This window comes from Enterocloster bolteae, from assembly GCF_002234575.2.
Taxonomy (GTDB): domain Bacteria; phylum Bacillota; class Clostridia; order Lachnospirales; family Lachnospiraceae; genus Enterocloster; species Enterocloster bolteae.
This window is the reverse complement of record NZ_CP022464.2, coordinates 5,238,745-5,263,850: the sequence shown is the minus strand read 5'-3', so window position 1 is coordinate 5,263,850 and position 25,106 is coordinate 5,238,745. Positions and strand designations below refer to the sequence as shown.

22 protein-coding genes, 3 pseudogenes and 1 riboswitch are annotated in these 25,106 nt (G+C 46.0%); of the genes and pseudogenes, 20 read left to right on the top strand and 5 right to left on the bottom strand.

All coding sequences use genetic code 11. The features are described from left to right. Nucleotides 1-12: 12 nt before the first annotated feature. The 3 genes and pseudogenes from CGC65_RS32825 to CGC65_RS32610 form a co-directional block, all read left to right on the top strand. A complete protein-coding gene (locus CGC65_RS32825) occupies nt 13-360 on the top strand; it encodes a carbamoyltransferase C-terminal domain-containing protein (protein ID WP_235622320.1) in 348 nt (115 codons plus the stop codon). 83 nt (nt 361-443) lie between these two features. Beyond that, nucleotides 444-950 carry a GNAT family N-acetyltransferase gene (locus CGC65_RS24230; protein ID WP_002568882.1) on the top strand — a complete coding sequence of 169 codons (507 nt, stop codon included), beginning with the start codon at nt 444-446 and terminating at the stop codon, nt 948-950. A gap of 221 nt (nt 951-1,171) precedes the next feature. Next, nucleotides 1,172-1,469: pseudogene (locus tag CGC65_RS32610) on the top strand (transposase); the annotation flags it as partial. Between the two features lie 311 nt (nt 1,470-1,780). On the opposite strand, the gene CGC65_RS31915 reads toward CGC65_RS32610, so the two are convergent. The 5 genes and pseudogenes from CGC65_RS31915 to tnpA form a co-directional block, all read right to left on the bottom strand. Beyond that, a complete protein-coding gene (locus CGC65_RS31915) occupies nt 1,781-2,293 on the bottom strand; it encodes an IS66 family transposase (RefSeq protein ID WP_242981763.1) in 513 nt (170 codons plus the stop codon). A 100-nt stretch (nt 2,294-2,393) separates the two neighbouring features. Then, complete coding sequence (locus CGC65_RS32605) at nt 2,394-2,654, bottom strand: IS66 family transposase (RefSeq protein WP_242981754.1); 261 nt, start codon at nt 2,652-2,654, stop codon at nt 2,394-2,396. A 146-nt stretch (nt 2,655-2,800) separates the two neighbouring features. Continuing rightward, a pseudogene (locus CGC65_RS32600) lies at nt 2,801-3,028 on the bottom strand (transposase domain-containing protein); the annotation flags it as partial. Nucleotides 3,029-3,422: 394 nt separating this feature from the next. After that, nucleotides 3,423-3,782 carry an IS66 family insertion sequence element accessory protein TnpB gene (tnpB, locus tag CGC65_RS24210; RefSeq protein ID WP_002568879.1) on the bottom strand — a complete coding sequence of 120 codons (360 nt, stop codon included), beginning with the start codon at nt 3,780-3,782 and terminating at the stop codon, nt 3,423-3,425. Beyond that, on the bottom strand, nt 3,772-4,089 hold the full coding sequence (gene tnpA, locus CGC65_RS32755; protein ID WP_412391122.1) for an IS66 family insertion sequence element accessory protein TnpA: 318 nt from the start codon (nt 4,087-4,089) through the stop codon (nt 3,772-3,774). Before tnpA ends, tnpB begins: the two co-directional genes overlap by 11 nt. 755 nt (nt 4,090-4,844) lie before the next feature. Between tnpA and CGC65_RS24195 the strand changes: the two genes are divergently transcribed. The 17 genes and pseudogenes from CGC65_RS24195 (at nt 4,845) to CGC65_RS24115 (ending at nt 25,066) form a co-directional block, all read left to right on the top strand. Next, entirely contained in the window at nt 4,845-5,129 is a 285-nt protein-coding gene (locus CGC65_RS24195; RefSeq protein WP_002568878.1) for a DUF6809 family protein, read from the top strand. A 1,569-nt stretch (nt 5,130-6,698) separates the two neighbouring features. Next, the gene (locus CGC65_RS31900) at nt 6,699-6,887 is read left to right on the top strand and encodes a hypothetical protein (RefSeq protein ID WP_155419570.1); all 189 of its coding nucleotides are present in this window, start codon (nt 6,699-6,701) and stop codon (nt 6,885-6,887) included. A gap of 179 nt (nt 6,888-7,066) precedes the next feature. Further along, nucleotides 7,067-8,644, top strand: coding sequence for a recombinase family protein (locus CGC65_RS24185; RefSeq protein WP_002568876.1), 1,578 nt, complete (start codon nt 7,067-7,069; stop codon nt 8,642-8,644). A gap of 15 nt (nt 8,645-8,659) precedes the next feature. Beyond that, the gene (locus CGC65_RS24180) at nt 8,660-10,003 is read left to right on the top strand and encodes a recombinase family protein (RefSeq protein ID WP_048928868.1); all 1,344 of its coding nucleotides are present in this window, start codon (nt 8,660-8,662) and stop codon (nt 10,001-10,003) included. Beyond that, nucleotides 9,945-11,573: a recombinase family protein gene (locus tag CGC65_RS24175; RefSeq protein ID WP_002568874.1), complete on the top strand. Its 1,629-nt coding sequence runs from the start codon at nt 9,945-9,947 to the stop codon at nt 11,571-11,573. The genes CGC65_RS24180 and CGC65_RS24175 overlap by 59 nt, the downstream gene beginning before the upstream one ends. A 73-nt stretch (nt 11,574-11,646) precedes the next feature. Beyond that, nucleotides 11,647-11,934: a hypothetical protein gene (locus tag CGC65_RS24170; protein WP_002568873.1), complete on the top strand. Its 288-nt coding sequence runs from the start codon at nt 11,647-11,649 to the stop codon at nt 11,932-11,934. A gap of 458 nt (nt 11,935-12,392) precedes the next feature. Beyond that, nucleotides 12,393-12,588: riboswitch (cobalamin riboswitch) on the top strand. Nucleotides 12,589-12,760: 172 nt separating this feature from the next. Beyond that, nucleotides 12,761-14,428 carry a nickel ABC transporter substrate-binding protein gene (gene nikA / locus CGC65_RS24165; protein ID WP_039896705.1) on the top strand — a complete coding sequence of 556 codons (1,668 nt, stop codon included), beginning with the start codon at nt 12,761-12,763 and terminating at the stop codon, nt 14,426-14,428. A 26-nt stretch (nt 14,429-14,454) separates the two neighbouring features. Beyond that, nucleotides 14,455-15,396 carry an ABC transporter permease gene (locus CGC65_RS24160; protein ID WP_002568871.1) on the top strand — a complete coding sequence of 314 codons (942 nt, stop codon included), beginning with the start codon at nt 14,455-14,457 and terminating at the stop codon, nt 15,394-15,396. Between the two features lie 9 nt (nt 15,397-15,405). Beyond that, nucleotides 15,406-16,224 carry an ABC transporter permease gene (locus CGC65_RS24155; protein ID WP_002568870.1) on the top strand — a complete coding sequence of 273 codons (819 nt, stop codon included), beginning with the start codon at nt 15,406-15,408 and terminating at the stop codon, nt 16,222-16,224. 4 nt (nt 16,225-16,228) lie between these two features. Then, nucleotides 16,229-17,206 carry an ABC transporter ATP-binding protein gene (locus tag CGC65_RS24150; RefSeq protein ID WP_002568869.1) on the top strand — a complete coding sequence of 326 codons (978 nt, stop codon included), beginning with the start codon at nt 16,229-16,231 and terminating at the stop codon, nt 17,204-17,206. Nucleotides 17,207-17,208: 2 nt separating this feature from the next. Continuing rightward, the gene (locus CGC65_RS24145; protein WP_002568868.1) at nt 17,209-18,132 is read left to right on the top strand and encodes an ABC transporter ATP-binding protein; all 924 of its coding nucleotides are present in this window, start codon (nt 17,209-17,211) and stop codon (nt 18,130-18,132) included. A 51-nt stretch (nt 18,133-18,183) separates the two neighbouring features. Continuing rightward, nucleotides 18,184-19,287, top strand: coding sequence for a uroporphyrinogen decarboxylase/cobalamine-independent methonine synthase family protein (locus CGC65_RS24140; protein ID WP_002568867.1), 1,104 nt, complete (start codon nt 18,184-18,186; stop codon nt 19,285-19,287). 127 nt (nt 19,288-19,414) lie between these two features. Then, a pseudogene (locus tag CGC65_RS32595) lies at nt 19,415-19,730 on the top strand (5-methyltetrahydropteroyltriglutamate--homocysteine S-methyltransferase); the annotation flags it as partial. Between the two features lie 217 nt (nt 19,731-19,947). Continuing rightward, nucleotides 19,948-20,436: an NADH-quinone oxidoreductase subunit NuoE family protein gene (locus CGC65_RS24130; protein WP_002568865.1), complete on the top strand. Its 489-nt coding sequence runs from the start codon at nt 19,948-19,950 to the stop codon at nt 20,434-20,436. Further along, a complete protein-coding gene (locus CGC65_RS24125; protein ID WP_002568864.1) occupies nt 20,426-22,300 on the top strand; it encodes an NADH-ubiquinone oxidoreductase-F iron-sulfur binding region domain-containing protein in 1,875 nt (624 codons plus the stop codon). The genes CGC65_RS24130 and CGC65_RS24125 overlap by 11 nt, the downstream gene beginning before the upstream one ends. Nucleotides 22,301-22,327: 27 nt before the next feature. Further along, nucleotides 22,328-24,034: a [FeFe] hydrogenase, group A gene (locus CGC65_RS24120; RefSeq protein ID WP_002568863.1), complete on the top strand. Its 1,707-nt coding sequence runs from the start codon at nt 22,328-22,330 to the stop codon at nt 24,032-24,034. 93 nt (nt 24,035-24,127) lie between these two features. After that, entirely contained in the window at nt 24,128-25,066 is a 939-nt protein-coding gene (locus CGC65_RS24115; RefSeq protein WP_002568862.1) for a LysR family transcriptional regulator, read from the top strand. The last annotated feature ends 40 nt before the right edge of the window (nt 25,067-25,106 follow it).

The window sequence follows — 25,106 nt, the reverse complement described above, 5'->3', positions numbered from 1 at the left end:
GAAAGTCCCTATATGTTGTTAGTGGCAAATGTCCTTAAACCCAATGAAATTCCGGCTGTTACTCATGTGGATAAAACTGCAAGAGTTCAGACAATTACCTCTACTCAAAATGCAGTTCTCTACAATATTTTAGATGAGTTTGAAAAGCTTTCAGGTGTACCTATATTATTGAATACCTCGTTTAACATTGCTGGAGAACCTATAGTTGAAACACCTATGGATGCTCTGAAATGTTTTGAAAAAACTAATTTAGACGCCCTATCTATTGGACCATATCTTATAACAAAAGATGTTAAAAAAGGTAAAATTGAAATCGATAATTATCAACGCTTTGTAGTTTCATTAGGGGCAGCTCTTTAAAAATTCATTTTTTCCTAAACATCTCTAATTATACTAATTACGGATTAATGCTACCTATTTATAGTAATCATGGAGAAAATAATATGTTATACCTAAAAAAACTCAATACCTACGATAGCGAACTAGAGTATTTGTATTTAAAGGATTTACCCTTGAATGAAAATGGATTTATAAACAATCTTCATAATATTTCTAAAGAGGAGTTTATGGAAGTTTCACTTCCTAAACTAATTAACTATTCAAATGGAATAGACCTTCCAAGTGGTTATGTACCTGAAACAAATTATTTTTTATGGGATGAAAAAACTATAGTAGGGTTATTTAGATTGAGACATTTTTTAAATGATAGCCTAAGGAATGGTTCTGGTCATATTGGATATCAAATTCACCGTAATTTTAGAAGAATGGGGTTTGCTTCTAGTGGCTTAGCATTAGCAATTGATGAAGCAAAGAAAATAATTCCTGATGATGAAGTTTATATGTCTACAAGATTAGATAATATAGCCTCGCTAAAAGTTCAACTACATAATAATGCATATATTCATCATACAGACAATGAACACTATTATACCAGAATAAGAATAAAATGATTTTGGAATAATCGTGCAAAGGTGAAGCTAAACAATAGTAAATGCTTCATATAATGTATGGATTTCCTTCTATATGATTTGAGATAATAGAATAGACTCACCAAGTTGAAAACTCCATAACAGCATACTATAGTTACATTATCATGAAATATGACATGCTATTGACATGGGCATAAAATAATGAGAGGAAACGCCAATATGGGTGACTAAAAAAGTGTAAAAAATATCTCAATTCAATGAAAATCTGGATGCAAAACTGGATGCAAAACTGGGATGCTATTTCCTCGATCTTCAAGTTTTCCACAGCAATCAAGAAGGTCATCCATACCACCAACGCAATAGAGAGCCAGATGCCACTTACCACAAGCTGAACCGTCAGAGTAGTGGGTTCCCAAGCGATATATCGCTATTGAAAGCTCTACCTTAGAGGCTACAAAAAAATGGTCAATGCACATCCGTAATTGTGGACAGGTATATGGTAAGTATAGCATCATGTATGAGGGCTGTCTACCAAAATAATCGGTAATACACAATTTCTTTCGGCGGATATTTTGCCTATATTTTACACATAACGGCATATGCTTTTTAACGCCTTACTCACAGTGCGGTCATCTCAACACAAACTTGCTCCCAGTGCAGAGCTGGTCCCAGTATTGCTTCCTTTTGGACGGTTTAGTATCTGGCTATTATCAGAGGCTTTTTTCCCCCAACCCTAGCATATGGACAGGAAGGGGGTGTAAGTGATTCATAGCCGGTACCCGGCAAAAAAACCGTATATGGTAGACCATGAGTACCAGCTCATTTTATGACCGCCGTTTCCGGCGGTCAGTTTACACATTTGTTGTTTTTGTTTTGCTCTTACAGATTTCCGGCAGCTGCTCAGACCAGGGAAGCAGTTCTTCCATAAAACGATAATCCGTATCCTCCTGATGATCCTTCATCACGGTCAGGATATATTCCAGATAGCGGAAGGGATTTAGATTATTCGCCTTTGCTGTTTCCGTGATACTGTAGATGATCGCGCTGGATTGTGCACCATCGATACTGTCGATCAGCTTCCATGCATGTTTGTGCAGGCAGAAGCTACGCAGTGACCCTTCAGTTGCGTTATTATCAAGCGGGACTTCGCCATCATCCAGGAATACTTTTAATGCCTCTTCCTGATTGATGCAGTAGTTGCTCCCTTCCAGAGTTTTACCCTTGGTCAGGCGACTGGAAGTCTGGATTTCTTTTGCCCACGCAAAGAAAGCCTCCACCAGAGGTTTGAGATTGATTTGCCGTTGCTTTTTCCGGTCATCCGGTTTCATCAGCGAGTTGGGTGTCCAGATGGTATATGGCGCCAATCCGCTTGGTCGCCTTGTAAGCGACCGTATCTTTGGCTGCCTGATGATCTTGTTTCGGCAATGCCTTCAGGGCATCGGCAAAATACCTTCTCGCATGGGTTCAGCACCCTGCGAAAACGATGGTCTCACTTTCCCGGTCCAGCTTCCGGTAGGCGGAGTATCCGCCACAGACAACGGTGCCTGTGAATCCTTTCAGGAATTCCCGCGGATGGTCTGCTTTCCGGGTCTTCTGGTATTCATACAGGATAATGGGTGTATCCCCATATCCCTTTCCCGCCCGGTAAACCCACATGTAACTCTTGCTGTTTGCCGGGCGCCCATCCTTCGATACCCTGACCAGAGTCTCATCGGCCTGCAACACATGGAAACGGTATGTTCTTCGACCGTGTAGACTGCCGGCTGAACCCGGACTCTTTTATAGACTTCATCTGGGAGCTGCTTCCAGCCAACGGAGCCAAAAATCTCCTGCAGCTTTTCTTCCGGAAGGGTATGAGAGATCACTTCCACAGGAAGCTCCTTGAGATTCGCCTCGCGTTTTCCTTTTTTTTTCCGGCGCGTGACCTGAATCACATCTTCTTCTGCAGGTTCGACAACATAAAGCGTTTCGGTTAAGGCTTCCGCTTCATTAAAGATGATCTCCAGCTCCAACTGTCCGGCGATAACGTCCAGCTTTTCGCAAGAGCGCCCATAACGATGATTGTTTGCAGACGCGATCTGCTCAATCAGACGTTCCATGTTTGTATTCAGTTGGGTAAGCTGGTCCTGCATGGACAGGAGCACTGCCACGAGTGTTTCCCTGCTGAAACTGTTTAGTTCTTCCGGTAAGTAGATCTTCTGCATGTTCGGCGCTCCTTTGTTTTACTGGAACTATTGTACCGCAAACCAAAAGAAAAAGCGAACGGGATAAAAAAGAAGGTTCGTCATTCTTACCAAAGGATAAACACTCTGAAAAACCGGAAAAACTAATAGTTTTTTCGGTTTTTCAGAGTACTTATCCACACAGCAGCTTATAGCTGTGAAGTACTCTTGATTGAATGAATGGGATGAGACCCGGCCGTGGATAACTTCCGCCGTGTCTGCAGTAGTAGATACAAAAAGATTTTTTATTTTCTCCGTTTTGCACAACTTTTTACAGAAGATCACTGGGCTGCACTTCCTGGATTGGATGTCTGGACACGATCTCCAAGCCCTGCATCAGTGCCTGGTATTGTTCCAGTGTGATCTCCAGTGCTTCTTCTTTTGTACGGGGCCAGCTGAAACTGCCAAGCTCCAGCCTTTTGTAAAGGAGAAGGAATCTGTCTCCTTCCCATATGAGCCCCTTGATGCGGTCACTGCGTCTTCCGCAAAACAGGAAGAGGATATCCTTTTCATAGGGCTCCAGCTGGAAGTTGAATTTCACAATGGATGCCAACCCATCGATCCCGCGCCGCAGATCTGTATAACCGGCAGCAATGTAAACCTTCCGGAAGCCGGATGCGTTATTCAGCATGAAGAATCCCTCCTACCCGGGAGATCAATTCTGATGAGGCTGAATTTGAGATTTCCAGAACAAGGTTCCCTTTCCGGATCACCAGATCCGGATGGAAAACGGGTGACGAGTCTGGTGGCACAGCAGGGAGTTTGATTTCGGCGAAAGATACCGTTCTCTGAACAGCAGACAACGGTTCTGTCTCTGCAACTGCAGGTAATGGTGGATTCTGAGATGCTTCATAGGCTTCCCTGCGCAGGATGCGCTGCCAGTAAAAAAACTGCTTCACAGAAATCCCGTTTGCCCGACACCAGGCGGTTTTCGACATCCCGCTGTTCATACATTCATTTAAGATTCTGGCCCAGTGCTCTTCACGGACCTGAGTGTAATTTTATCCATGGCACTAACTCCTTAAAAACTTGTAGTTTTCTGGAGTTATTATCTCATGGAACCAGGTAACTAGCACGGTACTAGTGATTTACCGTGTACTTTTTAACACACCCCAACATTCAGTATAGAACCGCAATAAATTACTTTTTGTTGTGGGCTTGATATAAGGGTGTTTTAGAGATTAGGGAAAAGTAAAAAATCAACTTAGCTAAAGCAACTTGAATTAGCCCTTGTAACGCATCGTAAGCCACTGTGCTGGCTTTTAAGGAGAGCAATGGGATAGATGGGCATACAATAAAAAATCCGGCAAATTTGGCCCAATATAAGAAAGCCCATTTTGGATAAGAAAAATTGATATCTCAACGTCACATTCGTCGCCATGAATCGAACCGTATTTCCCGTTCGATTTGTGTGCAGGTTAAAGGGAGGTGCACCTAAAGGCGCCCCTCCCGGCCACAATCGCCCGCAATGCGGGCGTTTTTCTGATTCCACCAAGGTGCACCTGTTTGGGGCCTTGGTCACCTGTCAGGTGGTCGGTTTTGGCTGGAGACCACGCAAGTACAAGGAAAATGGTGTATTTATAGGTGCACCCTGTAGGTGGTTCTGACGTATTTGGAGCAGAATCTTTATGACATGTGGATATGGACTTCCGCCGTGATATTCGATATGGTGTTGGCGGAAGGAGGAGTGTCCATGAAGAAAACTACGAGGGAACAATGTGAGGAAGTCATAGCAGCCAGGGTAGAATGGCTGGTAACCCGATGGCAGGCAGATAAGACACAGGAAGAAAAGAATGCAGACCACAAGCTGAACGAACGCATGGACCATTGGATGAAGGAAATTACCAAGGAGCAGAGGGATGCCATAGAGGATTGTATTGATGACATGCTGGATGGAAATGGGATGTGTCAGCTGTATCTGTATGAGGAAGGGGTGAAGGATGGGATACGATTGATGAAGATGATTCGGGATATGTGATAGTATGTTTTGAGGGTAGCCGTCATATTATGTGGCGGCTTTTTGTTTGTTTGGAGAGGAAAACAGAGGCAAAAAAATCAAATACATGCTGTACCTGTACAAAAAAATATATGCCACGCCAAGGGTGGAGTCTGTCTATCCGGTGGGCCATGCCCTGGCCCATGGTGGCCTGCCAAGAAGTACCCAATGGAATATCTAGTACAGAGGGAAAGAATATAAACCATTTGAGGCGTAATAAACTGAGTAAAAATAACTAAAGTTGTATGTGCACTTTTAACGAAATTGGCTTTTTGAGGTTATCAAAAGGGGTCTGAAACTGGACTAATAGTGAGGGGGTATTTTTTTCAGCCGATATTTTCAAAGGGCAGATGATAAGAGTATTCAAGGTGGCTTGAAAAGTTTTTGCAATTAATCTTGGCTATCAAAGGGCTGTTTTTTACCATGAGTCGCGGGGGAATCTTATCTGGAAATGTAATTGGCAAGACGGGTTGTATGCCGAACGTGTGCATCTTAAGAAAATCGTAAGAAGAAATCTGGTTATCAGAAGGCCTATTTTTTACCACTAGTAGTAGAGGGATGTTTTTTTAGAAGGGAATGGTACAGGGATGAGGAACTGGCTCGTCCATGCAATTGTAAAGAAAAACATAAGTCCATCCCCATTGAAATTGCCTATTCATGAGAGGGGAATGTATGAATACAGGGGAGGTTGACCCAACGAAGTTATCTGAAGGATTTGCATGAAGGAAGAAAAGAGCAGCTTCAATACCTGCGTTTCAGAGAAGTTTATATATATTTAAGAAAAAGTTTGGTTATCAGGAGGCCCTTTTTTTACCTCTAAAAGTAGGGGGATATTTTTTGGCAGGCATTTTAAAGGGAAAGACTGCAAAAGAATTTATGGTAAGTTAATCAAGTTTTTGTAAGTAGTTGGTTATCAGGAGGCCTATTTTTCGGCTTTTAAATAGTAGAGGGGTATTTTTTGAAAACCCGAAATGGAAGGAGAGAATGGGGTATAACCGGTCCATCTCTTAAGTGGGAGACTGGATATATGATAATCCACAAAAGAAAAAATGATTCATACAGGCCTGAATAAAAGGACGGGAGTATGCCGTCCGCCGTACAATGACAACTTCATATCCAGCCAATCCGTTACATTGGCTGTCCGGTCGTGAGGAACGAAAGCGACGTGAGGGGTGCGCGAAGACTGCCTGCAGGACATGGTCCTGTCCATGGATGTGCAATACATCTTAAGGCAAGAGCGGTACACACCTGACTCTCAATCAATCATAAGCAGGGTTGAATCGCCATGGCTCCGGACAGCTGACAATGATACTTCCGTCCAGTCACAGCCCCCTTGGCCGGGGACCACGCAATGAGGGCGGCCTCCGGAGAACCCGGAGGAGGTGGAATTCCTATGATGCCTGTACGCTGCAGGCAGGCGGACTGGCTGCCCTGTCCAGGTATCCTTCTGGACACGCTTCGGGGAGTAGTGTCAAATAGAAGCACAAACTAGAAACAGAGAGAAGGTGGGTTCGATGCCAGATCATGCAGCCGTTCTTCCGGGATGACTGCATGGATGTGGAATGGAACGAGGCCAGAATGGATGAAGGTGTTACAGATGGGCATTCCCATAACAGCTTCAGGAGCGATACACATGAAGAAATCCGTGAGGTGGAAATAGAGTATTCCTGGAGGAACTATGGAAACAATGGAGCTGCTTCAATACCTGCGATTCAGAGAAGTACAAAAGATACTGGATGAGCTGCTACGCCAAAGGCTGATTGCCCCCGTCATATACGACATGGTCCTTCGGAAGTACCAGAGGATATGTTCCCAACATGTTGTATAAAAATGTGAAGATTTGGAGAACTGATACTTGATATGGTGCAGGAAGTGTGGTAATGTGTCTTGTTGAAAACGGAGGAAAGGAGGTATAACAAGTGGCAGAAGTATTATACATCCCAAAGACCATACCAGAGCGTACAGGATACCAGATACGGAGCATACGGGTGTGTGCATATTGCCGTGTGAGCACGGATGACGATGGCCAGTATCATTCCTATGACGCACAGATGGAGTATTACAAGGGGCTTATCCAGAAAAATCCGGCCTGGGAATTCTGCGGGATATATGCGGACGAGGGAATAAGCGGAACCAGCCGATGGGGGAGGGAGGACTTCCAACGGATGCTGGAGGAATGCGAAAAAGGATGGATAGACCTCATACTGACCAAATCAATCACCCGGTTTGCCAGGAATACGGTGGACACCTTATCCACGGTCCGCCATCTGAAGGAAATAGGGGTAAGTGTGTATTTTGAGAAGGAACGCCTGAATACCATGACGGAGGAGAGTGAAGGGATACTGACTATATACGGTGCGGTTGCACAGCAGGAGTCAGAGAACATATCCCAAAACGTCCATTGGTCAGCGGTGAACCGGTTCAAACATGGTACATTCGTGATAAGCAGGCGGCCGTATGGTTACGATAAGGATGAAGAGAAGGAGCTGGCTGTCAAGAAGGATGAGGCAGCATGGGTCCGCAGGATGGCCAGTATGTACATGAACGGAATGAGTGGGGTGAGGATAGCCGAATGCCTGAATCAGAACCAAGTAGCGGCGCCGTATGGTGGGCTCTGGTCCTCCGAGGCGGTCCTGCGGATTTTGTTTAACGAGAAAACAGTGGGTGACTGCCTTCACCAGAAAACCTATTCGACTGGGACGGTGCCGTACCGGACAGAGAAAAACCGTGGGAAGAAGCCACAGTATTTTATAAGGGATGACCATGAGGGTATCCTGAGCAGGGATGAGCAGATGCGGTTACAACAGATAAAGGAGCACCGTCTTGGCAGACAGGCCAGGATGAACCCGCGTGGGAGTGGAGAAACTTATATCCTAAGCGGAAAGGTGGTATGCGGGGAATGTGGGAGAACGTTCATCCGTAAGAAGGAGCAGAGACGAAAGGGAGTGTCCATCAAGTGGAGATGTCCGGGCCACCGGTCAGAGGAATGCCAGTGCTATACCAATGAGATATGGGAAGTGGATATAAAAAACACGTTTGTGAATGCCTTTAATACTCTCGTAGGACATGCGGATGAGTTGTTTGGTCCAATCATACAAGGGGTAAAGAGGATACAGGAGGCCAATGGTCTCCATGAGGCATTGGGTACCTTAAATCAAAAGAAACTGGAACTAAAAGAGCAGAGACATATACTCAGGCAGTTAAAAGCAAATGAGTGTATCGACTCTGCTCTTTATTTTGAGGAGAGCCGGAAGATTGAACGAGAGCTAAGCAGATGCAGGTCAGAAGAGAAACAGCTGCACAGTAGAGGTATCCACCAGGATACCATCACAGGATTACAGGCCACCCTGCATCAGCTCCAGGGATATGATGGGAAGATGCAGGCGTTCGATGGTGACCAGTTTATCCTCCTGGTCCGGGAAGTCTCTGTGGGAAAGGAACGGGAGCTGGGCTTCCATCTGCGGTGCGGACTTAACCTATATGAACCGGTCCTATGACAGGAGGGATGCCATGTGAACAACTATATCACCTATGGGTACTGTCTGGTTGACGGAGACATGAGAATGGATTCGGGGCAGAGTGAGGCTGTACACCTTATCTTTGATGCATATGACGGAGGAGAATCCATCAAAAAGATAGTCGGGATGCTAAAAGACAGGAAGGCACCTACCACCCGTGGAAAACCGTCCTGGACACCCGTCCTTATTCGGAAAATCTTGCGTAACAAGGACTATCTGGGAGTGGAGCCGTACCCAAGGATGATTGAAGAAGAGCAGTTTGAACGGGTACAAAAGTGCCTGAAACGCTCCCGGGATTTATGGAACCAGCGTCATCCATCCGGCTCCATCCAGGGAACATCCATGTATACAGGCCGTTTGATATGCAGCAGCTGCGGCGGGGTATATTCCATCTATAAACAGAGCGTTAGAGGTGACAAAAGGGATATTCGATATTGGAAATGCAGGCATTATGACCCGGCCACGAAGGAACCATGTAAGATGCCCATCCTGACAGAGAAGCAACTGGATGGACTGTTCTTACAAGCACTTGTGCGGATGAAAACAGAGCCGGCCCTGTACCATGAGGAAACGAAAAAGATACTGACCGGAATCATCAAAGAAAGACAGCGCATGGAATCTGAATTAAATGGGGACTGGAACAAATGCAATGAAGACTATAAAAGGATGGAGCAGCTATATTTTCAGATTGCTGCCAGGAGATACCGAGAGATAAAGATGACAGAATTGACCTGTCAGATAGAGGATTACCTTCGGGGATTGGATGGTTCCATCAAGGCAGAAAAAATTGATTCGTCCATATTTAAAATCATCAAGAGGGTAGAGGTACAGCCGGACAGAAGCTTGAGATTTCAGCTGATAAACAATGCGACAGTACTTCAATACCCAGAAATTAAAACAACAAAAGATAAGAAATCGAAGAACATACGCTACTGTGTCCCCTTCGGATACTGGCTGGATGCACAGGAAATGCCAATCATCCATGAGCAATACGGTCTAATCGTCCAGATGCTATTCCAATCCTACGCAGAAGGGATGTCGCTGACAGCACTGGCAAATGAGCTAATACGCCAGTCCATACCCAACCAGAAAGGAAAGCCAGCATGGAGCCACAGCTGTATCCGAAATATCCTCACCAACCCTGTTTATCTGGGGGACAAGAAATTTCCTGCTCTGGTGACACAAGAACTGTTTGTACAGGTACAGAGTAGGCTGGAAGAAACCGTCCGGATGAAACGGGAAAGTCAGACTAGGGAATTAGCCAGAAAGGAGGGATTACATGCCAAGGGCGGAACGAATCGTGGAGGTCATCCCGGCCACCTGGAACCCGGCGGATGAGTCGGTCCGGGAAATCAGGAAGCTGCGGGTAGCGGCATACTGCCGCGTCAGCACGGAGCTGGAACAGCAGCAGTCCAGTTACGACATACAGATTGAGTATTATACCAGGCACATCATGCAGAATCCCAACTGGATATTCGCCGGTGTCTTCGCGGATGATGGACGCAGCGCGACCAATACCTTTCGCAGGGATGACTTTAATCAGCTGATGAACCAGTGTATGAAGGGGAAGGTGGACATGGTCATTACGAAATCCATCAGCCGGTTTGCCAGGAATACGGTGGACTGCATCTCCTGGGTGAGGAAGCTCAGGGAAAAGAACGTGGCCGTGTACTTTGAAAAAGAAAACCTCAACACCCTGGATGACTCAACCGAAATGATACTGACCATCCTGAGCAGCCAGGCACAGGAGGAGAGCCGGGCCATCAGCACCAACGTCAAGTGGGGGTATGCGAGAAAATTTGAAAAGGGAGAATCCACAGGACAGAGAAGCTATGGGTTCAGGAAGGCGCCAACGGGAGAGATGTGCATCGTGGAGGAGGAAGCCGCTGTTATCCGCAACATGGCCCGGTGGTTTCTGGACGGGGACAGCCTGGAACGAATCAAGCACAGGCTGGAGGATGCAGGGATAGAGACCACCACAGGTAAGAAAACATGGAGCACGGGTACCATCTACAATATATTGACTAATGAAAAAATCATGGGGGATGTGCTATTACAAAAGACGTTCACAGCAGACTACCTGACCAAACGGAGGGTGAAGAACTCGGGCCAGCAGAAGCAGTACTATGTGAAGAACCATCATGAGGCAATCATACCGAAGACAGTCTATTACAAAATACAGGAGGAGATTGCCAGACGCTCCTCATTAAAAAAAGCCGGAACCCGGAAAGGGAAGACGGCCCAGGGCGTATATAGTTCCAAATATGCACTGACCGGAATCATGGTGTGCAATGAATGCGGAGCCCATTACCGCAGGACAACCTGGGCAAAAAATGGGAAGAAGGTAATCGTATGGCGCTGCATCAACCGTTTGGAGCATGGGACGAAGCGGTGCCATGAATCACCTACGTTAAAGGAGGAGGTCATTCAGGAAGCAATCATGGGAAAGCTGCACAGCTTGTCAATTGACCAGGAGGAAGAAAACTTCTTAAACGGGGTAAAGGAAGATATCCTCCGGGCTGCCAAGGTTGTTGGAGGAGCGTGCACGGAGGAAGAGATTGATAAAACCATAGAGGAACTGCGAGACCAGCTTATGGACTATGTGGGCATGGCAGCCAGGGAACATGGTGGTGAGAACTGGTACAGCGACCGAATGCGAAAGCTGGGATTACAGATAAGCGAATTAAAAAGGAGGAGAGAAAGCATACGAGAGCAGGAAAAAATAAGGGACGAGTATGAGTATCTGGACCAGGAAATCAGCCGAATCATAGGTGAGACAGGCGGGGCCACAGGAGCCGAATTTGATAATATCTTCATACGGCAGATTGTTCGGGAGATACGTGTGATATCGAAAAACAAACTTCAAATTCAGCTAAGGACAGGCATGGTATTGGATGTGAATCTGTGATTAAAAGTAAAGAGGATGTTCGTATTAATAACAGAGAAATTAAAATAAAAGAACAAAGGGAGGCCATGTATAGATGCCGAAAATTGAGTTGAGCTTTGATATAGATAGGCTGGGGCAGGATGTCTTGAAAAGATTATATGCCATGACGGACGAAATATTTGAGTCTGAGGGTTTGAAATGTGTAGACAGGGGAGTGGTCCGGGTCTATGAGGATAGAGGGAGAAAGAAGGATTATGGACGTTTTTGGGCGGCGATTTTTGCGCTAAAGGAATCACCAGAGCTTTCTGCGAATTTAAAGGAATGTATATGGTACAATGGTTCAGTAAAGGAAAACCTGATTACAGGCTTCCTAAGAAATTAGTGCATGGATAGCAGGCAGAAGAAAGGGATAAATTTTGACCTGGATATGGAAGCGCTGAAAGAACATGATACAAAAAGGGGACTGACATCATGCATGCTATGATGTCAAGAACTTTTGGTAGTTTTATATTTCCCATTCATTTATCAGGGAGGCAGAGCGGTTGAATAAGCCATGACAGTTACGATGCCGGGAAGTGATTCTTTATACATGTAGGTATCTTCGGCCCCAAAATAATGAATCGCATAGGTTCGCAGATAACCGAATAAAAGAAGAGAAAGGAACGTATTGAGGAACAGAAAAGGAAGGAGGAAAAGTATTAATACCTGGACTGTGAGAAGATTGCGGACAGGTATGGATTAACGGGTTATACTCATCTTATGAATAAGTTATTGAAAAGGAATTCTGGTTTTGATGTACGATATTCTTGACAGACCATGGCTATTTTGTTATAGTCGGATACGAACATAACCGTATCAGGTCACCTTTGGGTTTAACAGCTGCAAAGGGTGAAAAGGGAATCAGGTGAAAATCCTGAGCGAACCGGTCACTGTAAATGTGGAGAAACCTCCGGACAGACCATTGCATATATTTGCGAGAAGGTGGGGGGATTGAAGATGCATAAGCCAGGAGACCTGCCTGATAGGAAAAACGGCGGCGCTCCAGGGTAAGCGGAGCCGGATTGGGGAGTTTCTTCATGGAAACTCTTTGTTTTTGTATTGTCATTTGCCCTGAACAGGGCTTTTTTTGTACAAAAAATTCGCCTCGTTCAACTGAGACGGTGAAGATGACAAATGCCCCAAATAATCTTAAAAGAGGAGAAAAAGGAATGAGGAAAAGAAACATGCTGATACCAGCTGTGATACTGATGGCGACACTGCTGTCCGCTGGCTGTACAGCCGGGAGTACGCAAGGAGTAACGGAGACAGCTGTTCAGGCAGAAAGCGCGGTAGAGGAGAATACAGACGAAAATGCGGAAACAAAAGCATTGCAGTCAGAGGAGAAGTCTACACTGGTTCTGGCTTATCCCAAGGACCTTGGGGATATGAATCCTCACACCATGTCTTCACCCATGTATGCTCAGGATTGGGTATATGATGGACTAACTGCATTGGTAAACGGTAAAATTGTACCGGAGCTGGCAGAGAACTGGGAGATTTCAGAGGATGGAAAAACATATACATTCCATTTGAGGAAAAACGTGAAGTTCAGCGATGGATCTGACCTGAATGCGGAGCTGGTAAAGGAAAATATCCAGGATGTAATTGATAATAAGGATGGGTACTCCTTCCTTCAGTGCCTGGAGGAGATTGATACCATGGATACGCCGGACGACACGACCCTGATTATGAATTTAAAAAATCCCTGCAACTCATTGTTGTCGGATATGAGTTTTAATAGGCCGCTGACGGTTGCGGGCAGGGCAGCCTTTCCGGAGTCAGGGAATATTTATAAGGATGGCGTAAAGAAGCCAGTGGGTACAGGTATGTGGACAGTAAAAGAGTATGTCCAGGACCAGTATACAATTTTTGAGAGAAATGAATATTACTGGGGTGAGAAGCCGTCATTCAAATATGTAAAGGTAGAAGTAATCCCGGATATGGACACGGTTGTAAACGCCTTGAAAGCTGGCGAAATCGATATGTATATTGATGTAAATGATGGTCTTTCTGCGGATGCGTATTATGAACTGGGAAAATTGGGATTCGGTACCCAGATGGCAGAGGGCACGCAGGTGACAAGTCTGAGCCTGAATACAGCAGGTGATATGCTGGGAGATGTGAGCGTGCGTCAGGCTTTGGAATATACAACCGATAATACTGTGATTTCTGAGTATGTCTATGGCAGTCTGCAAAAACCGGCATCATCTTATTTTGCGGACAGCGTAACACTTACACAGACCGGTACCGATGGGTATCCATATCAACCGGAAAAAGCAGCAGAAATCCTGGAGCTTGCAGGCTGGAATCTGGAATCAGGCAGCGATTACCGGACAAAGGATGGAGTTACCCTGGAAGTGGATATGCTGTATGATACTGTTTTTAAAAATGGAAAAAATATCGGGCTGGTGCTTCAGGAACAGTATAAAAAAGTGGGGGTCAAACTGAATATCTGCGAGGAGGATTCTCAGGTGTTCAGGAAGAAGTGGAAAGAAGGGGATTTTGATATGATTCTCTACAGTTCCTGGGGTGGTTCCTACGAACCTTTCGCCACACTGGCCGCCATGAGAAGCGATGGAGATAAGTTCAGTACGGTACAGAAGGGAATGGACAATAAGGCAGAGCTCAATAAGGTTATGAACGAGGCACTGAGTGAGATTGATGAGGATAAGCTGAAGGAGGATTTTACATATATCATGGAATCCTTTAAGGAACAGGCTGTCTATATACCGCTGACTGTGTCCTCCACCCTGGCGGTATATGATAGCAGTCTTAAGGGACTTGACCTGACCGATGGCAAGGATGTGATGCCAGTGGGGAGCGTGGTGAGAGAATAGATATGGCCATTTAAGGTGGAAGAAATATGGGGAAATATATACAGAAACGACTGGTTGGTATGATAGTGCTTTTATTCCTGGTTTCCATTGCAGCCTTTGCCCTGGTGCGGCTGATGCCAGGAGATGCAGCGTTTGCTTACCTGAATTCTATCAATGCTCCGGTAACAGATGCGGCTCTGGCAAAAGTTCGGGCGGAATTAGGGCTGGACCGGCCGGTCATATTCCAATATACTGCCTGGCTAAGGCGGGTGGTGTGTCTGGATTTAGGTGTATCATTTATGACTAAAAAGCCTGTGTCCGGACAGCTGCTAATCAGTTTCCGATATACAATGATCCTGACAGCCATGTCCGCTGTCTGGATAGCGGTACTGTCCCTTCCGTTGGGGATTATGGCGGGAAAGCGGCCAGGCAGCGCGGGAGATCAGCTTATAAGAGGGATTACGTTTCTCGGAAGTTCCATGCCGTCCTTCTGGCTGGGGTTCCTTCTGGTTGAATTGTTTGCGCTGAAACTTAAGCTGCTTCCTGTGCAGGGAGCAGAGACTTTCAGCCATCTGGTGTTACCTTCAGCTACCCTTGCCTGTTCTTATATCGCCATGTATACAAAGATGATTAGAGGTGGGATTGTAGAGAATATGGGCAGGCGGTATGCGGTCTATGGCAGGGCAAGGGGCCTGAAGAAGAATACAGTTTTGTGGAGACATGTACTCCCAAACGCATTAAATCCTGTATTCACAACCCTGGGATTAAGTCTTGGAAGTATGCTGTCCGGAGCTGTAATTGTAGAGAATGTGTTTGCCTGGCCGGGAATGGGGAGGCTGATTGTCAGCGCTGTTGCTGGAAGGGACTATCCGGTCATCCAGGGATATATACTGGTGATTGCGGTGGTATATACACTGCTTAATTTAGGCATGGATATATTGTGTGCGGCGATGAATCCCCAGATCCGTTTTGAGGGGGAGGAGAGGTGAGGTGGATTTATGTTCCGGAAATTAATAAAGGACAGGGTATGTCTTTTCTGCCTGTTCATGCTGATTCTGTTTGCAATAGCGGCTGTATTGGCCCCATGTCTGTCCCCAAATGATCCCAACGAGATCCATTATACAGCCAGGTTTGCAGGAATATCAAGCATGTTTCCGCTGGGGACGGACCATATGGGCCGGTGTATATTGTCGCGAATACTCTACGGTTCCAGACTGTCTCTTGGTTATGCCGTTCTGATTACTGTCATATCATCTGTGACAGGGACCATGCTCGGCATGCTATCCGGGTATACGGGTGGGCTGCCGGACCGGATTTTTATGGGAATATGTGACGCTGTGCGGGCTTTTCCCGGTATTGTCATTGTATTGGTGGTGGTAAGTCTTCTGGGAACTGGACTCTTTGAACTGTGCCTGGGAATGCTGGCTACCAGATGGGTCTGGTATGCCAGGGTCGCAAGGAATCTGACAAAGGCAGAGCGTGAAAAGGAGGCTGTACTGGCTTCCAGGATGGCAGGAAGCAGTTTGTTTTCTATAATCACAACGTTGATTTTTCCTGCTATCCGTATGCAGATGCTGTCTGTGACGACCATTAATTTTGGAACTGCCCTGACTGCCCTAGCGGGATATTCCTTCCTGGGATTCGGGGCGGCGCCTCCCAGCCCGGAATGGGGGATGATGATTCAGGACGGACGTTCCTTCATAAGCACGGATCCCTCCATGATGTTCTGGCCTGGTCTCTGCATTTTGGCAGTGGTGATATTTACAAATGGTTTGGGTGACAGAATTCAGGAGATTGCCGGAAAGATGAGGAGATAAGGGCATGCATTTACACAATCAGACAGAGCTTTTGCGGCTGGATGATATCAGGGTGGCGTTAAAGGAGGGAAAGAGACGTTTTACCGCAGTGAATGGGGTTTCTGTTTCTATATGTGCGGGAAGAAACCTGGGGATTATTGGAGAAAGCGGCTGCGGGAAAACACTCCTATGCCACTGTATACTTGGACTTTTAGATCAAGACGAGTGGGAAACAGAAGGGAGCATACTATTTGAAGGGCACAGGATTATCGCGGGAAAGGATGGCGTACGTCCGGGATTTTGCGGTACTGCAGCGGGTTTTATAGCACAGGATCCGGCTGGTGCATTTGATCCGCGGATGACATTGAGGGGACATTTTCTGGAAATGGCAGGTGTCTTTTCACAGAACCGTCAGGAGATATTGGAGCGGACAGCAGCCCTTTTAATCAGGATGGGAATCCGGGAGCCAGAGCGGGTACTGAAAAGCTATGCATTCCAGTTAAGCGGAGGTATGCTGCAGCGGGTCATGATTGCCCTTGCACTTTTAGGAAAACCGCGTCTTTTGATTGCTGATGAACCGACCACTGCATTGGATATCACCACTCAATGGGAAATTTTAGGCTTGTTGGGAGAGCTGAAAAGGGAGCAGGGGCTGACGGTACTTATGGTATCCCATGATTTAAGGGTAATCCAGAGTATCTCAGATGATCTTTGTGTCATGTATGCGGGGTATGTGATAGAGCAGGGCCCGGTATCAGAGGTGCTGGAAAATCCTTTGCACCCTTATACGAAAGGGCTTTTGGCCTCAAGGCCCGTATTTTCAAAAGAAGCAGTCCGGGTTATGGAGGGATATCCGCCGGGAATCAAAGAAAAAGTCCCAGGATGTCCTTTCGCTGACCGGTGTAAAGATGCTCTGAAATTATGCAGGCAATCGTGTCCAAAACTTTTAAAACATGGTCCGGTGAATCATCAGGTTCGTTGTTTTCGGGCCGGGGAGGGATGAGGATGATACATAAGCATACCATGCTGGAAGCTGATATGATAAGCCGCAGATACCGATGTGCAGGAAAAGGACAAGTGTATGCTGTTAATAACCTGTCACTTAAGATTCATACAGGAGAGTGCCACGGGATTGTGGGGGAAAGCGGTTGCGGTAAAAGTACCTTAATGCGTATGCTTGCCGGGATGGAAACGCCGAGCAGCGGACAGATTCTTTACAAGGGGGAGCCTGTAGCATTGCAGATGAAAAGGAAGCGGAATGAAATACAGATGATATTTCAGAACAGTATGAATGCAGTGAATCAGTATGCAACGGCCGAAGAGATTATTGGCGAACCACTTAGAAATTTTACCCATATGAACAAGGTGGAGCGCAGACAGCAGACAGCCGCACTCATAAAACAGGTTGGTCTGTCCGCTGCGGACCTTTTAAAATATCCGGCCCAGTTCAGCGGAGGACAGCTTCAGCGGATCTGCATTGCAAGAGCGCTGGCTGCGGAGCCGAAGATTCTTTTGCTAGATGAGCCTTTAAGCAGCCTGGATGTATCAGTGCAGGCACAAATCATGAAACTGCTGGAAATGCTCGGAAGGGAAAATGGACTTACCCAGGTACTGGTTTCCCATGATTTGGAAGCAATTTATTATCTTTCGGACAGCCTTTCTGTTATGTATGGCGGATGGATTGTGGAAGATATTGAACATATTGATATGTTTAGTACGCTCTGTCATCCATATACAAAAAGGCTATTTAAAGCATGCGGGGCCAAGTACTCAGAATACATTCCGGAGAAATCCGGTTACGGAGGAACTGTTGGTGGATGCCCCTATGAGGAACTATGCCCGGACTGTGTGGATGTATGCCGGAGCAGGACGCCGGAGATGAAAGAAATCCAAGAAGGTCATTGGGTGAGATGTCACAAAGTGGGCTGACTGGCAGATAGAATATAATATTGAATTTATAATAAAGTATGGAGGTATGAGATGTTAAATATTAAATACGATATTGTGGGGTCATTTTTAAGACCTGGGAAGATTAAGAAGGCGAGACAAAAATATGCAGACGGCAATCTGTCCTTGGAAGAGTTGAGAAAAATTGAAGATGAGGCTATTAGAGAACTGGTTTCGACGGAGGTTTCCCATGGCCTTGAATTTGTGACAGATGGTGAATTCAGACGAAGGTGGTGGCATCTGGACTGGCTTAAGGAATTTGACGGTTTTACCACAAAGCATTTGGACAAGGAACGCAACGGTGTGGTGAATCATATAGAACTTGGATATATTACCGGAAAAATTTCTTATAGTCAGGAACGTGTGCATCCGGAGATTGAGGCGTTTGATTTTCTTCTCTGCGAGGCTGAAAAATATCCGGGTGTGACAGCAAAAAAATGTATTTCCGGTCCCAATATGATGCTGGTAGATAATTATCTTCAGATGGGGATTAAAGAGGTACCATATTACGGCAGCAATATAAATGCATTGATTGAAGACATCGCTCTTGCATATCAGGATGCCATAAAAGATTTGTATGAACATGGATGCAGGTACCTTCAGATTGACGATACTTCCTGGACCTACATGATTGATGAAAAATTTTTGAAGAAGGTTGAATCCCTTGGATATAAAAAATCAGAAGTGCTGGAGTGGTTCAAGCGTGTTTCCACCAGGGCTTTGGAAGACAGGCCGGCGGATATGGTGATTGCAACACATTTCTGTAAGGGTAATTTTAAAGGGAATCCACTTTTTTCCGGTTTTTATGATTCCGTGGCACCGATTATCAGCCAGATTCCTTATGACGGATTCTTTGTGGAATATGACGATGAACGTTCGGGTTCCTTTGAACCCTGGTCCATATTAAAAGGGACTGGAGCAACCTTTGTTGCAGGACTTATTTCAACCAAAAACCCCGTATTGGAAAGCTACGATGAGATTAAACGAAGATACATGAAGGCGAAAGAAGTTGTGGGCGCCAATATCGCCTTGTCACCACAGTGCGGATTTGCTTCTGTTGAGGAGGGCAATTGTATTGATGAGGATACTCAATGGAAAAAGATTGATCTGCTGGTTAGATGCAAAGATTTCCTGTAATGCTGTTATTTTTCTATTTTGCAATATAACTGCGATTTGGGGATGCTGCCCGCATCCCTGTTGAGAACATGGGGAGCGCCGCTGGGATTTTATATCTGAGCAGGCGCTTTCAGTGATTATATAAAAATTTATACGGAAAAAGATTGAAGAATGTGTCCGGCTTCAGGAAGAAATCGGCCTGGATATACTGGTACATGGGAAATATGAGCGCAATGACATGGTGGAATATTTTGGTGAGTGTCTGGATGAATTCCTGTTCGCGGAAAAGCATGGGTACAGTCCTAGGGGACATGATTTATAAAGCCTTCTATTGTCTGGGAGATGTATCCAGAAGCCGGCCCATGACAGTAGAATACACTGTATATACTCAGAGTCTGACAGAAAAACCGGTTAAAGGTATGCTGACAGGTCCTGTTACAATATTTAACTGGTCCTTCCCACGGTGCTGGAATAGACTTGGATGTGGCATTTATTCTATCAAAGTTGTTTATTATGCTTAGGTAGTTTAGGTGCCATTTATGATTTCTCCTGCATATAGAAAAACATATACCGTTATATGGGTTTTAGATGTGAATAAAAAAAGATATAATGTTAAAATATAACAAAAGATATCATGGACAAACATAAAAAAATAGCAATATTCACAAAAGGAGGTAGTACATGTTAGGGGAATCATTTTACAAAAAGGCGGATGAAATCATTGAGATGCATACGCGGGAGGAGCGGTCGCTGATACCAATCATTCAGGACATTCAGGAGGAATACCGGTATCTGCCCCCGGAACTGCTGACATATGTGGCGAAAGAGATTGGCATAACAGAGGCAAAAGCTTACAGTGTAGCCAGTTTTTATGAAAATTTTTCATTTGAGGAGAAAGGGAAATACATTATCAAAATATGTGATGGCACAGCCTGTCATGTAAGAAAGTCAATGCCTATCTTGGATTATCTATATAAGACGTTAAAACTAAATGCGAAAAAGCATACCACGGAGGATGCACTTTTTACGGTGGAGACCGTTTCTTGTCTGGGAGCCTGCGGTCTGGCTCCAGCGATCACCGTAAATGAGAAGGTTTATCCTAAAATGTCACCTGAGAAAATGAAGAAGCTGCTGGAAGAAATCAAACGGGGGGAGCCAGATGCGGGTTGAGGACAGAACACAATTAGAAATGCTGCAGAGACAGTGCAGGGACAGAAAGGATGGGTATACTTGCAGGATTCTGGTGTGCGCAGGAACCGGCTGTGTTGCCACTGGTTCTCTGGATGTGTATAGTCAACTGCGGGAACTGTGCAAAGAGGACGAGGGCATACGCGTGGAGCTGGAAAAGGACGTTCCTCATATCGGTATCGTGAAAAGCGGGTGCCAGGGTTTCTGTGAATTAGGTCCCCTTGTGAGGATAGAGCCGCAGCACTGTCAGTATGTTAAAGTGCAGCCTGAGGACTGTGAGGAAATTGTTGAGAAAACGGTAAAACAGGGAATACCTGTAGAGCGCCTGTTCTACAAAAAAGAGGGGATTTCTTACGGAGCAGTGGATGAAATCCCATATTTTGCCCGTCAGACCAGAATCGTGCTGGAACAATGCGGAAATATTGATGCAGAATCCGTGGAGGAGTATATGGCTGCAGGCGGATTTAGCGCGTTGAAAAAAGCATTGTTTGCCATGACGCCGGAAGCTGTGATTGCAGAAGTAGAGTTTTCAGGGCTTCGGGGACGCGGCGGCGGCGGATTTCCAGCAGGCCGGAAATGGAGACAAGTGGCTGCCCACAAAGAGGAGCCCCTTAAGTATATTGTGTGCAATGGCGATGAAGGGGATCCGGGAGCCTTCATGGACGGAAGCGTTATGGAGGGAGACCCCTGTCGCCTTATCGAAGGCATGATGCTGGCAGGATATGCAGTTGGTGCATCGGAAGGCTTCATCTATGTACGTGCTGAGTACCCATTGTCCGTGGCAAGATTGAGGCAGGCCATAGGGCAGATGGAGGAAAGAGGACTGCTTGGAGATTCCATTTTAGGCACTGGTTTTTCATTCCATCTGCACATCAACAGAGGGGCAGGCGCGTTTGTATGCGGGGAAGGCAGCGCCCTGACCGCATCTATTGAGGGGCACAGAGGTATGCCCAGGGTTAAGCCGCCCAGGACTGTGGACCAGGGTCTGTGGGGAAAGCCTACCGTGCTCAATAACGTGGAGACGTACGCTAATCTGCCGGGTATTATTGTCAACGGAGGGAAATGGTTTCGCACTATAGGCACAGAAAACAGCACCGGAACAAAGACTTTTTCTGTCACTGGATGTATTGAGAACACGGGCCTGGTGGAGGTCCCTATGGGGACGACCCTGCGGACAATCATTTATGATATCTGCGGAGGGCTGAAAGAGGGAAGTGAATTCAAGGCAGTACAGATTGGCGGACCGTCAGGTGGGTGTCTTACGGAAGAACATTTAGATGAACCCCTGGATTTTGATTCTGTCCAGAAATTCAATGTAATTATAGGATCCGGTGGTTTGGTGGTCATGGATAAGCATACTTGTATGGTGGAAGTGGCAAGATTTTTCATGAATTTTACCCAAAGGGAAAGCTGCGGCAAATGTGTACCGTGCCGGGAAGGAACAAAGCGGATGCTGGAGATACTTGAACGAATTGTGGAAGGGAAAGGGGAGCCAGATGATATTGAACGGTTGGAACAACTGGCGGATATGATATCCAACACTGCGTTGTGTGGACTTGGAAAGAGTGCTCCTCTTCCTGTTATCAGTACCATAAAAGCATTCCGGAAAGAGTATTTGGAACATATTAATGAGAAAAAGTGCAGGGCAGGAGTCTGTCAGAGCATGAAGACGTATATCATTGATGAGGAAACATGCAGGGGATGTTCTAAATGCGCAAAGGGATGTCCGGCAGGGGCGATTGCAGGAGAGTTAAAGCATGTATTTACAATCCGGCAGCAGCAGTGCATTAAGTGCGGGGCCTGTGCGGAGGCATGCCCATTTGGTGCAGTTCATATCCAATCATAGAGCATAGGGGGGGGGGCAGAAAAAATTATGGGATTTATGACAATAGACAGAATACGGGTTGAATTTACGGATGAACCCAATGTTTTATCTGTGATTCGAAAGGCAGATATTGATATTCCAACGCTGTGTTATCATTCGGAGTTATCCATTTATGGAGCCTGCAGGCTGTGTACGGTGGAGAATGAACGAGGGAAGACATTTGCATCATGTTCCGAACCTCCAAGGGATGGAATGGTCATTTATACCAATACGCCGCGTCTCATGAAATACCGGAAGATGATACTGGAGCTATTACTTGCAGCTCATTGCAGGGATTGCACCACCTGTATCAAGAGCGGGGAATGCCATTTGCAGGAATTGGCCCACCGTATGGGAGTGACTCATGTAGGTTATGAAAATACAAAAACGCAGTATCCCATCGATATGAGTTCTCCGGCTATTGTGAGAGACCCAAATAAATGCATACTCTGCGGCGACTGCGTTCGCATGTGCGACAATGTACAGTCCGTCAATGCAATCGATTTTGCCTATCGGGGAACGGAAGCCCTGGTGACACCTGCCTTTAACAAAAACATTGCAGAGACGGATTGTGTGAATTGTGGACAATGCAGGGCAGTCTGTCCCACAGGCGCAATCAGCATCAATACTAATATTGAAGTCATATGGGAGGCATTGGCTGACCCAAATACAAAGGTGGTGGCTCAGGTGGCTCCAGCGGTAAGGGTGGCAGTAGGAGACTTTTTTGGTATGGCGCGGGGAGAGAACGTGATGGGGAAGATTGTAAATGTGCTCCACCGGATGGGATTTGATGAGGTGTTTGATACGGCCTATGGTGCGGATCTGACAGTAATTGAGGAATCCAAAGAATTTCTGGAACGGTTGGTTTCGGGAAAAAACCTTCCACTCTTTACTTCCTGTTGTCCGGCATGGGTAAGCTTTTGTGAAAACCGGTATCCTGAGTTCAAACAAAATCTGTCCACTTGCAGGTCACCCCAGCAGATGTTCGGTGCGGTCATACAGGAGTATTACAGGAATCCCCAGAAAAGTGGTGGAAAGAAACTACTGTCAGTATCCATTATGCCGTGTACAGCAAAAAAGGCAGAAATACTGCAGGAGGAATCCAAGACAAACGGAAAGGCAGACGTGGACTATGTACTGACCACTACAGAACTGGTTACGATGATTAGAAAGTCGGGCATCAGATTTGAAAACATAGACATTGAATCTTCGGACATGCCCTTCGGGATTGGATCCGGGGCAGGTGTCATTTTCGGAAACACAGGCGGAGTAATGGAAGCCGTTTTGCGCCGGTTATGTGAAGGGCATGACAGGACAGAGATGGACCAGATTCGGTACAGTGGTGTAAGAGGGGAAGAGGGATTGAAAGAGATTACTTATGATTACAACGGAAGGAAAATACGGGCAGCCATTGTAAGTGGTCTTGCAAATGCAGACATGCTGATGAAGCGTATCGGGAACAAAGAAGCGGAGTATGATTTTGTGGAGGTCATGGCTTGCAGAAGGGGATGCATCATGGGCGGCGGTCAGCCGGTTCCGGCCGGTCCAAGGACCAAGGCGGCGAGGGCAAAGGGGCTGTATGACACTGATATCAATACACAGATAAAGAAATCCAATGAGAATCCCCTTGTGCTTTCTTTGTATGAGAATCTCCTGAAGGGAAGGGAACATAAGCTGCTGCATCGCAATATGGCAATGGGAGACATTCAGGGCTAGAAGGATTCTGTCACATTTAAACCGGATTAGGTGGCTGCAGGTGGAAAAAAGGTGCGGAATGTGTTATGCTTGTAAAAAGCATTGGAGGGAGTTATGAATCTGACAGACTTAGAATTTGTGATTGCAGTGGAACGGCATGGTTCCATCTCAAAGGCGGCCAAGGAGTTGTTTGTGGCCCAGCCCAATTTGAGTAAGGTAATCAGAACCTTGGAAAAAGAATTCGGGATTGTCATCTTTGAACGGACCTCAAAAGGAGTGGTTACCACCAGCGAGGGGCAGGCATTCATTCAAAAAGCTAAGAATATCATGAAAGATGTGGCCTCCTTGAAGGGCGAGTTTGAGGATACGGCGGTAAAGCAGGAAAAGCTGAGGATATCGGTACCAAGAGCCAGTTATATTACATATGCATTTACAAAATATGTAAATTCAATCCCCCATGAGAGCCAGCTGTCCATATCCTTTGTGGAGTGTAATTCCACTACGGCCATTAATAATATATTGTCGTCCAAATATGGGTTGGGGATTATACGGTATGAGATGACATACGAGGATTATTTCCTTATGTTCCTGCAGTTAAAAGGGCTTCAGCACGAAACGGTTATGGAGTTCGATTACCAGATTCTCCTGTCAGCGGACAGTCCCCTGGCATTGTATCCGGTCATTGCGGAGAAGGACCTGGATGGTTATATTGAAATAGTCCACGGGGATACCCAGCTCCCCAGCGGTGAATATCTGGAGCTGCCGCCGGACAGTGGCCGGGGGAGCCAGGCCGACCGGATTTACGTGTGCGAGCGGGGAAGCCAGTTCGACCTTCTGGCCATGGTGCCCCATACATATATGTGGGTATCCCCCATGCCAAAGCAGACATTGGAGCGGTATGGCCTGGTCCAGAGAAGCAGCGCAGGCAGGCCCAGGAAGATGAAGGACCTTTTGGTGTACCAGATGGAACACAGAAAGAACCGAAGCGAGAAGGCGTTTATTGAGATGCTGAAAGGTACCAGGGATGAAATTATGACACCTGCTAAGCTATAAGGGAAAATATATAAAAAAAGAGTGAAATGGATAGAAAAAA

Excerpts from the sequence above, each read along its gene's own strand:
- CGC65_RS24155 (WP_002568870.1), top strand. The coding sequence starts at position 15,406 with ATGTTCCGGAAATTAATAAAGGACAGGGTATGTCTTTTCTGCCTGTTC.
- CGC65_RS24195 (WP_002568878.1), top strand. The coding sequence starts at position 4,845 with ATGAAGAAAACTACGAGGGAACAATGTGAGGAAGTCATAGCAGCCAGG.
- tnpB (WP_002568879.1), bottom strand. The coding sequence starts at position 3,782 with ATGCTGAATAACGCATCCGGCTTCCGGAAGGTTTACATTGCTGCCGGT.
- CGC65_RS32825 (WP_235622320.1), top strand. The coding sequence starts at position 13 with ATGTTGTTAGTGGCAAATGTCCTTAAACCCAATGAAATTCCGGCTGTT.
- CGC65_RS24145 (WP_002568868.1), top strand. The coding sequence starts at position 17,209 with ATGATACATAAGCATACCATGCTGGAAGCTGATATGATAAGCCGCAGA.
- CGC65_RS24160 (WP_002568871.1), top strand. The coding sequence starts at position 14,455 with ATGGGGAAATATATACAGAAACGACTGGTTGGTATGATAGTGCTTTTA.
- CGC65_RS24230 (WP_002568882.1), top strand. The coding sequence starts at position 444 with ATGTTATACCTAAAAAAACTCAATACCTACGATAGCGAACTAGAGTAT.
- nikA (WP_039896705.1), top strand. The coding sequence starts at position 12,761 with ATGAGGAAAAGAAACATGCTGATACCAGCTGTGATACTGATGGCGACA.
- CGC65_RS24170 (WP_002568873.1), top strand. The coding sequence starts at position 11,647 with ATGCCGAAAATTGAGTTGAGCTTTGATATAGATAGGCTGGGGCAGGAT.
- CGC65_RS31900 (WP_155419570.1), top strand. The coding sequence starts at position 6,699 with ATGGATGTGGAATGGAACGAGGCCAGAATGGATGAAGGTGTTACAGAT.
- CGC65_RS24150 (WP_002568869.1), top strand. The coding sequence starts at position 16,229 with ATGCATTTACACAATCAGACAGAGCTTTTGCGGCTGGATGATATCAGG.
- CGC65_RS24125 (WP_002568864.1), top strand. The coding sequence starts at position 20,426 with ATGCGGGTTGAGGACAGAACACAATTAGAAATGCTGCAGAGACAGTGC.
- tnpA (WP_412391122.1), bottom strand. The coding sequence starts at position 4,089 with ATGTCGAAAACCGCCTGGTGTCGGGCAAACGGGATTTCTGTGAAGCAG.
- CGC65_RS24130 (WP_002568865.1), top strand. The coding sequence starts at position 19,948 with ATGTTAGGGGAATCATTTTACAAAAAGGCGGATGAAATCATTGAGATG.
- CGC65_RS24120 (WP_002568863.1), top strand. The coding sequence starts at position 22,328 with ATGGGATTTATGACAATAGACAGAATACGGGTTGAATTTACGGATGAA.
- CGC65_RS24175 (WP_002568874.1), top strand. The coding sequence starts at position 9,945 with ATGCCAAGGGCGGAACGAATCGTGGAGGTCATCCCGGCCACCTGGAAC.
- CGC65_RS24140 (WP_002568867.1), top strand. The coding sequence starts at position 18,184 with ATGTTAAATATTAAATACGATATTGTGGGGTCATTTTTAAGACCTGGG.
- CGC65_RS24115 (WP_002568862.1), top strand. The coding sequence starts at position 24,128 with ATGAATCTGACAGACTTAGAATTTGTGATTGCAGTGGAACGGCATGGT.